The organism is Burkholderia sp. Ac-20353 (assembly GCF_017104785.1).
In the GTDB taxonomy this organism is placed as follows: Bacteria; Pseudomonadota; Gammaproteobacteria; order Burkholderiales; family Burkholderiaceae; genus Burkholderia.
This window is the reverse complement of the sequence record NZ_JAAGPL010000287.1, coordinates 1-8464: the sequence shown is the minus strand read 5'-3', so window position 1 is coordinate 8464 and position 8464 is coordinate 1. Positions and strand designations below refer to the sequence as shown.

Below are 8464 nucleotides of genomic sequence, written 5' to 3'. Positions count from 1 at the left end.
CTGCGCGAGCGCCTGACGGCGTTCCGCACGCTGTACCGGCACGTGCGCCCGCTCTACGAGCCGTCGCGCGCGCGACTCGCGTGAGCGGCGCCGCGCGACGCCACGCGGCCTTGCCCGACAGGTGAACCGGCCCCGCGCGGCGAGTGCGGTACAGTGCATACCCATGCGCTGCCGACCGGCGCGCCAGGATCCGAATTCAATCGCTATCGTGCCCAAGTCCTCAGAAAAACTCGATCTCGCCACGCGCGCCGCGTGGCTGTATTACGTTGCGGGCGACACGCAGAACGAAATCGCCGAGAAACTGCAGGTGTCGCGCCCGGTCGCGCAGCGCCTCGTCGCGTTCGCGGTCGAGAAGAACCTGATCCGCGTGCGCGTCGATCACCAGCTCGCCGACTGTCTCGACCTCGGTGCGCAACTGTCGAAGCGCTACGGCCTCGCGATGTGCGAGGTCGTGCCCGTCGATGCCGATGCGCCCGAAGCGATCGACCGCAAGCTCGCGGTCGCCGGTGCGCAGGTGATGGAGCGCTACCTGAACGAGACGCGGCCGATGGTGATCGCGGTCAGCAGCGGCCGTACGCTGAAGGCCGCGGTCGCGCAGATCGCGCAGCTCGACCGGCCGCAACACCGGCTCGTGTCGATGGTCGGCGCGATCGCCGGTGACGGCTCGTCGAACCGCTACGACGTCGCGCAGTACATCTCCGAGAAGACGGGCGGCAAGCACTTCCTGCTGCCTGCGCCGCTGTTCGCGGACAGCGATGCCGAGCGCGCGCAGTGGTGCAATCACCGGCTGTACCGGATCGTCGAGGCGTTGTCGGGCGAAGCCGACGTCGCATTCGTCGGCATCGGCAACATCGGCACCCATTGCCCGCTGTTCGAGGACGGCTTCATCACCGAACAGGAGCGCGACGAGATGATCGCGCTCGGCGCGGTCGCCGAACTGCTCGGCGAACCGATCGACGCGCAGGGCCGCCGGATCGCCGCATCGACGAGCGCGCGCGCGACGAGCGTGTCGCTCGGCTCGCCGCCGAAGCGCCCGACGATCGCGTTCGCGGGTGGCCCGAAGAAGCGCGACGCGGTGATCGCCGCGCTGCGTGGCGGCTGGCTGTCGGGGCTCGTGACCGACGAGACTTGCGCGCGGGCGGCGCTCGAAGCTCAGGCGTCCTGACGCCGCGGCGCAGGCTCGTATCGATCCGCGTCGACTCGCACCGACTCGCACCGATTCGCGCCACACCCTCGCCGAACCTGCGCCGCCCCCACCACCGAACTTACGCCAGCCCCGCCGCCGGAAAACCATGCCGGCGCGCGCGCCACGCGCCGCCCCACGCAGCCGTCAACAATCCGACGAGCACCCACGGCATCACGCCTGCACCGGGCCCGTCGAGCAGCAGCCCGCCGACGACGCCCCCGCCCGCGACCGCGAGATTCCACACGGTCACGAGCATCGACTGCGCGACATCGGCGGCCTCGCCCGCCGTGTGCGCCAACGCCGTCTGGAACAGCGTCGCCGCACCGCCGAACGCAAGCCCCCACAGCGCGACGGCCGCATAGACGAGCGGATGAGCGCCGCCCACGCCGAGCATCAACGCCGCGAGCGCGAACAGCGCAACACTCGCGAGCGTCAGGCGCCGCAGCGCATGGACGATCCACACGCCTGTCAGCGCAATGCCGATCAGCGACGCGACGCCGAACACGAACAGCACCGCGTCGACTTGCGCGCCCATCCGCACGCCGGCGAGAAACGGCGCGATATACGTGTACAGGATGTTGTGCGCGATCACGTACGCGAACATCACGGCGAGCACCGTCCGCACGCCGGGCAGCCGCAGCACGTCGAGCACCGGCTGGTGCGCGCCAGCGTGCTGCCCCGGATAATCGGGCAGCAGCGCACGCACCCACGCCATCAACGCGAGCGCGGCCAGCGTGATGCCGCCGAACGCGATGCGCCAGCCGAGCGCCGCGCCGAGCGCGGTGCCGGCCGGAATGCCGATCGACATCGCGACGGGCGCGCCGAGCATCGCGACCGCGATCGCGCGGCCGCGCAGCCGCTCGCCGACCATCCGGCTCGCATAGCCGGCCAGCAATGCCCACAGCAGGCCGGCCGACATCCCCGCGACGAAGCGCGCGCCGAGCGTAAGCGCGTAATACGGAGACGCGGCCGTCAGCGCGTTCGACACGACGAAGCCGGCGAGCGCGGCGAGCAGCAGCCGGCGCCGGCGCATCCCGCGCGTCGCGGCGACGAGCGGAATCGCCGCGACGACCGAGCCGAGCGCATAGACGGTCACGAGTTGGCCGACGAGCGCCTCGGTCACGCGCAGATCGCCGCTCATCAGCGGCAGCAGGCCGGCCGGCAGCGCTTCGGTGAGGATCGTAATGAAGCCGGCCGTCGCGAGTGCGAGCAGGTTCGCGACCGGCAGGCGTTCACCGCGCCCGTCCGCCTGCGCGAGCCGGCCCGTCGTGGATGTCGTGTCGCTCATGCCGGCTCCCGTGCGTCGACGCCATAGACCGCATCGCGCACGTCGGCCACGAAGCGCCCGTGCATCCCTTCGTACAGCGTGTTGGTCAACGCGACGACCGTCAGCCCGGCCGCCCGGTCGATGAACCACGCATGCCCGTACGCACCGCCCCAGCGCCACGTGCCGGCCGGCTCCGGCGACTGCGCGGCCACCGGATCGCGCAGCACCGAAAACCCGAGACCGAAACCGAAGCCCGGTGCGGCCGGCAAGTCGTGCGCACCCGGCTGCACCTGCCCCATCGCGTCGGTCCACGCGGCCTCCAGCCAGCCCGCGCGGCCCGTGCGCAGCGCGTCGAGCAGCGCGAGGCAGTCGCGCGCGGTGCCGACCATGCCCGCGCCGCCCGACGCAAACGCATCCGCATCGAACACGCGGGCCGGCTCGTAGCGAATGCCGACCGTACCCTCGTACACCGGCACGATGTCGAACGCTTCCATCCTGCGCGGCGCGCCGTCCGTACTCACGTAAGGCGTCGCGAGCCGCGCGGCGTCGCGCGCGACGAACCCGGTATCGGTCATGCCGAGCGGCGTCATGACGAGCGCCGCGATCGCGTCGTCGAGCGGACGCCCTTCAACCGCCTCGATCAGCGCGCCGACCACGTCTGTCGCCAGCGAATACGCCCACGACGTCCCCGGTGCGTACTTCAGCGGCACGCTGGCGATGCGTCGCAGGTTTTCGGCGAGCGTGATGCCCGCGCGATCCATCCCGTCGGACACGCCGGCGCGCGCATACGGGCCGTCGGCGTCGGCTTCGAAGAAGCGGTAGCCGAGGCCGGCCGTGTGCGACAGCAGTTGGCGCAACGTGATGTGCGCGGGGCCGCCGTCGGGAAGCGGCGGCCGGAACTCGGGCAGCCAGCGCGTGACCGGCTCGTCGAGTCCGACGCGGCCCGCCGCGACGAGCCGCATCGCCGCAGCCGTCACGATCGGCTTCGACACCGATGCGAGCCGGAACAGTGCGTCCTCGCGCATCGGCGTGCCCGCTTCCCGATCGGCGAGCCCGGCGGCGCGCGCATACTGCAGTTCGCCGTGACGGGCGACCAGCAAGACCGTGCCGACCACGCGCTGATCGGCGAGCGCACGCTCGAGCGCCGCGTCAAGCCGCGCGCGCAGCGCGATTTCCGGTTCGTATTCGTGTTCCTGTTCGTGCACGATGGCAGGCAGGGATGACATGGCGTGACCTCGAAAGTTGAATGAGCGCCCATCGTAGGCAGCCAGCGAAAGAAGAAAAACTGGGCTAGAGTTCCGGACAATCCGGACATGGTTGTCCGCAATCGGAATTCACGCATGGAAAGTCTGGGCGGCTTCGTGGTATTCGTGCAGGTCGCGGAAACGCGCAGCTTCGTCGCGGCCGGCCGCGCGCTCGGGCTGTCGGCGTCGGCGGTCGGCAAGCGGATCGCGCGGCTCGAGGCGCGCCTGAACGTGCGCCTCTTTCATCGCAGCACGCGCAGCATCACGCTGACAGCCGAAGGCACGCGCTTTCTCGAGCGCTGCCGACGCGTGCTCGCGGAGATCGACGCGGCCGAGCAGGAGCTGACGCAGACGGCTGAAGCACCGCGCGGCCGGCTGCGGGTCAGCATGCCGTTGCTCAGCTCGCTGATGCTGCCGGTGCTCGCCGATTTCATGGCCGCGTATCCGGAGATCGAACTCGATCTCGACTTCAGCGACCGGCTCGTCGACGTCGTCGACGAAGGTTTCGACGCGGTGCTGCGCACGGGGCAGCCGTCCGATTCGCGGCTGTCGTCGCGCCTGCTCGGCCACTTTCGACAGCACCTCGTCGCATCGCCCCACTACCTCGAGCGAAACGGCACGCCACGCACGCCGGCCGATCTCGCGGCGCACCGCTGCCTGCACTACCGCTTCCCGAGCAGCGGCAAACTCGAGATCTGGCCGCTGCGCGCGCCACATACGGACACGCCGCCGGTCGTCCCCGTGTCGATGGTCAGCAACAACGCGGAAGCGCGCCTGTGCTTCGCGCTGCGCGGGCGCGGCATCGCGTGCCTGCCCGAGTTCTTCGTGCGCGACGCGCTCGACAGCGGCGCGCTGCGCACGGTGCTCGACGAGCACGTCGCGAGCCGCATCGCGTTCTACGTGCTGTGGCCGTCAGGCCGGCATCCGACGCCGAAATTGCGCGCGTTCGTCGATCACGTCGCCGCGCACCTGCACCTCTGAGCGATTCGGGCCGGTTCAGGTCACCTCGGGCCGCTTCGGATCGTTACGCGGCCTTCGCGTGCGGGCTCAGCCGGCGCAACGCTTGCCCTGCTTCGTCGAACAGGTGACAGTGGTCCGCGTCGGCCTGGACGCGCAGCGCCTCGCCGGTGCGATACGTATCGAGCGGCGGAATCCGCGCGATCAGGCCGTCCGGCGCGACCGCCGACTCCGCGTACAGGTACGCGGCATCGCCGAGCGATTCGACGGCCATCGTCTTCGCGGCAACACCCGCCGCGCCCGCCCCCACCCCCACCTTCAGATGCTCGGGCCGGATCCCGACCGTCACCGGCGCACCGCGCTGCAAGCCCGCCGCATCGACCGACACGCGCTGCGTATCGCCGCTGTCGAAGCGCACGAGCACGCCGCCGGCATCAAGCGACTCGACCGTGCCGCGCAGAAAGTTCATCTTCGGCGAGCCGATGAAACCCGCGACGAACAGGTTCGCGGGCGCGTGATACAGCGTGTTCGGCGTGCCGACCTGCTGCACGCTGCCGCCGGACAGCACGACGATCTTGTCCGCGAGCGTCATCGCCTCGACCTGGTCGTGCGTCACGTAGATCATCGTCGTCTTCAGCTCGTCGTGCAGCCGCGCGAACTCGAGCCGCATCTTCACGCGCAGCGCCGCGTCGAGGTTCGACAACGGTTCGTCGAACAGGAATACCTTGGGCTTCCTCGTGATCGCGCGGCCGATCGCGACGCGCTGCCGCTGGCCGCCCGACAGCTGCTTCGGCTTGCGGTCGAGCAGGTGGTCGATGTGCAGGATCTTCGCGGCCTGCTTCACGGCCTGGTCGATCTCCGGCTTCTTCGCGCCGGCGAGCTTCAGGCCGAACGCCATGTTGTCGTACAGCGTCATGTGCGGATACAGCGCATACGACTGGAACACCATCGCGATCCCGCGCTTCGCGCTCGGCACGTCGTTGACCTTCGCGCCGTCGATCAGCAGCTCGCCGCTCGAGATGTCCTCGAGCCCCGCGATCATCCGCATCAGCGTGGATTTGCCGCAGCCGCTCGGGCCGACGAACACGACGAATTCACCGTCGCCGATGTCGAGGTTCACGTTGTGCAGCACTTCGTTGTCTTCGTAGCGCTTCGCGATGTTGCGCAGGAGCACGCTTGCCATGATTTGTCTCCGTTCGAGGTTCGATTCGTAATGCGCCGCCCGCGGGCGGCACGTTGCTCAATGCGGCAGCACCGCGCCTGTCGCCTGCCAGCGCGCGACATAGCCGGGCAGCTCGTGCATGTCGTCGAATACGTGACGCGCGCCGATCCCGCGCAACGCGTCGACCTGCGCGGGCGACGCATGCCCCGCGCCGACGAAGCCGAGCACGGTCATGCCGGCCGCGGCCGCCGCGGTGATGCCGGTCACGCTGTCCTCGACGACGAGGCATTGCGCGGGCGTGACGCCGAGCGCGTGCGCGGCCGCAAGATAGACGTCCGGCGCGGGCTTCGGGCGCGCGACGGCGTCCGCGCAGAACAGCCGCCCGCCGAAGAAGCGCTCGAGGCCCGTGCGCGCGAGCGCGGCCTCGACGTATGCGCGGTAGCTGTTGCTCGCGCATGCGATCGTCAGCGTGAGCGCGGCGAGCGCCGCCGCGATGCCGTCGACGGCCGGCGCATTCACCGCGGCCACTTCGACCGTGCGCCGGATCGCGCCGACGTCAGCGTCGCTCAGCGTGCGGCCGAGTGCGTCGCTCGCGCCGGCGAGCACGCGTTCGATCCGCAGCCCGAGCAGCGGTATCACCGCCGGCCGCGCATCGACGTCGGGCCAGCGCGCTTCGAGCTCGCGCACCAGCACGTCAGCGGCGATCGCCTCGCTGTCGATCAGCACACCGTCGCAATCGCAGATCAGCACGCCGTCGTGGCGATTCATGCGTTCGCCGGTAGCACCTTCGCCGGCCGCGCTCATTTGACCGCCCCGAACGTGAGCCCGCGCACGAGCTGCTTCTGCGACAGCCAGCCGACGATCAGGATCGGCGCGACGGCGAGCAGGGAAGCTGCGGACAGCTTTGCCCAGAAGAGCCCCTCGGGACTCGAGTACGACGCGATGAACACGGTCAGCGGCGCCGCATTCGAGCTCGACAGGTTGATGCTCCAGAACGCCTCGTTCCACGACAGGATCACGAGCAGCAGCGCGGTCGACGCGAGCCCCGGCAGCGCCATCGGCATCAGCAGGTAGACGATCTCCTGCCACGTCGATGCACCGTCGATGCGTCCGGCCTCGAGGATGTCCTTAGGGATCTCGTTGAAGTAGGTGAACGTCATCCACACCGCGATCGGCAGGTTGATCAGCGTGTAGACGATCACGAGCCCGGACACCGTGTCGAGCAGCCCCGCGTTCTTCCACAGCAGGTAGATCGGCACGAGCACGCCGACCGACGGCATCATCTTCGTCGACAGCATCCACAGCAGCACCTTCTGCGTGCGCGCGTTCGGGAAGAACGCCATCGCATACGCGGCCGGCACCGCGAACAGCAGGCAGATCACCGTCACGCCGGCCGAGATCAGCACCGAGTTCCACGCGAACGCGAAGTAATTGCTACGCGCGAACACCTCGCGGAAGCTGTCGAGCGTCGGCATGAAGAACAGCGTCGATGCGTAGGCCTGCTGCTCGGTCTTGAACGCGGTGATCGCCATCCAGAAGATCGGGAAGAACAGCAGCAGCGCGATCAGCCACGCGAGCACGCCGGGCAGCGCGCGCCGCACGAGGCCGAACACGGCAGGCGCGCGACGGCCCGTATCGAGAGTCAGGTCGCTCATTTCTCGTACTCTCCTTTCAGGTTGCGCGCGAGCATCCGCACGAGGAAGAACGACACGACGTTCGCGACCACGACGGCGAGGATCCCGCCCGCGGACGCGAGGCCGACGTCGAACTGCTGCAGGCCGAGCGCATAGATCAGGTACGACAGGTTGGTCGTCGCGTTGCCGGGGCCGCCGCCCGTCGTCGTGTAGATCTCCGCGAAGATCGACAGCAGGAAGATCGTCTCCATCATCACGACGACCGCGATCGCGCGCTTCAGGTGCGGCAGCGTGATGTAGAAGAACATCGCGAACGGGCCCGCACCGTCGATGCGCGCCGCTTCCTTCTGCTCCTGGTCGAGCGACTGGATCGCGGTGAACAGGATCAGGAATGCGAACGGCAGCCACTGCCATGCAACGATGATGATCACCGCGGTCAGCGGATAGTCGGCGAACCAGTCGACCGGCGTCATCCCGAGCGCGCGCATCGCGTTCGCGACGAGCCCGTACACGGGATGCAGGATCATGTTCTTCCAGATCAGCGCGGACACGGTCGGCATCACGAAGAACGGCGCGATCGCGAACAGGCGCGCGATGCCCTGCCCGTAGAACTTGCGGTCGAACAGCACGGCCATCAGCACGCCGCCGGCCACGGTGATCGCGAGCACCGCGCCGATCAGCACAAGCGTGTGCCAGATCGCGGGCAGGAACGACGGATCGGTCGCGAGGAACCGGTAGTTGTCGAGTCCGGCGAAACCCTTCTGGTCGGGGTTCAGCAGGTTGTAGCGCGAGAACGAGAACCAGATCGTCATCGCGAGCGGGATTGCCATCCACAGCAGCAGCACTGCAACGGACGGCGACACGAGCCAGCTCGCGCCGCCGCGCACGCGGCGTGGCGCGCCCGGCGGCGACGCGTCGCCGACCGACGGCGCGTGGCTCAGGTGAAGACGTAGGTGACGCATGATCGGAGTCCCTCCGGTTGAACCGCGGGCGGCTGCCGCCGGCCCGCGTTGC

Annotated in this window: 8 protein-coding genes; 2 read left to right on the top strand and 6 right to left on the bottom strand. The window is 69.3% G+C overall.

Annotation, left to right across the window (positions count from 1 at the left end):
• Positions 1 to 163: 163 nt before the first annotated feature.
• Positions 164 to 1165 (top strand): sugar-binding transcriptional regulator, encoded by a 1002-nt coding sequence (locus tag G3N94_RS38045; protein ID WP_205799365.1) that lies wholly within the window; start codon positions 164 to 166, stop codon positions 1163 to 1165.
• 100 nt (positions 1166 to 1265) lie between these two features.
• Here the strand turns inward: G3N94_RS38045 and G3N94_RS38040 are convergent, their stop codons facing one another.
• Both G3N94_RS38040 and G3N94_RS38035 read right to left on the bottom strand, forming a co-directional pair.
• Positions 1266 to 2474, bottom strand: coding sequence for an MFS transporter (locus G3N94_RS38040; RefSeq protein ID WP_205799364.1), 1209 nt, complete (start codon positions 2472 to 2474; stop codon positions 1266 to 1268).
• Positions 2471 to 3679, bottom strand: a complete 1209-nt coding sequence (locus tag G3N94_RS38035) for a serine hydrolase domain-containing protein (RefSeq protein WP_205799363.1) — start codon at positions 3677 to 3679, stop codon at positions 2471 to 2473. Before G3N94_RS38035 ends, G3N94_RS38040 begins: the two co-directional genes overlap by 4 nt.
• 114 nt (positions 3680 to 3793) lie before the next feature.
• Here G3N94_RS38035 and G3N94_RS38030 point away from each other — a divergent pair, with 114 nt between their 5' ends.
• Positions 3794 to 4678, top strand: coding sequence for a LysR family transcriptional regulator (locus G3N94_RS38030; RefSeq protein ID WP_205799362.1), 885 nt, complete (start codon positions 3794 to 3796; stop codon positions 4676 to 4678).
• A gap of 43 nt (positions 4679 to 4721) precedes the next feature.
• Here G3N94_RS38030 and ugpC read toward each other — a convergent pair whose 3' ends face one another.
• Genes ugpC through G3N94_RS38010 form a run of 4 tightly spaced genes read right to left on the bottom strand, consistent with a single transcriptional unit; the run spans position 4722 to position 8412 of the window.
• Complete coding sequence (gene ugpC / locus G3N94_RS38025) at positions 4722 to 5837, bottom strand: sn-glycerol-3-phosphate ABC transporter ATP-binding protein UgpC (RefSeq protein ID WP_205799361.1); 1116 nt, start codon at positions 5835 to 5837, stop codon at positions 4722 to 4724.
• 57 nt (positions 5838 to 5894) lie between these two features.
• A complete protein-coding gene (locus tag G3N94_RS38020) occupies positions 5895 to 6620 on the bottom strand; it encodes an HAD family phosphatase (protein WP_205799360.1) in 726 nt (241 codons plus the stop codon).
• Positions 6617 to 7471, bottom strand: a complete 855-nt coding sequence (locus tag G3N94_RS38015) for a carbohydrate ABC transporter permease (RefSeq protein ID WP_205799359.1) — start codon at positions 7469 to 7471, stop codon at positions 6617 to 6619. The genes G3N94_RS38020 and G3N94_RS38015 overlap by 4 nt, the downstream gene beginning before the upstream one ends.
• The gene (locus G3N94_RS38010) at positions 7468 to 8412 is read right to left on the bottom strand and encodes a sugar ABC transporter permease (RefSeq protein WP_205799358.1); all 945 of its coding nucleotides are present in this window, start codon (positions 8410 to 8412) and stop codon (positions 7468 to 7470) included. Before G3N94_RS38010 ends, G3N94_RS38015 begins: the two co-directional genes overlap by 4 nt.
• Positions 8413 to 8464 lie beyond the last annotated feature (52 nt).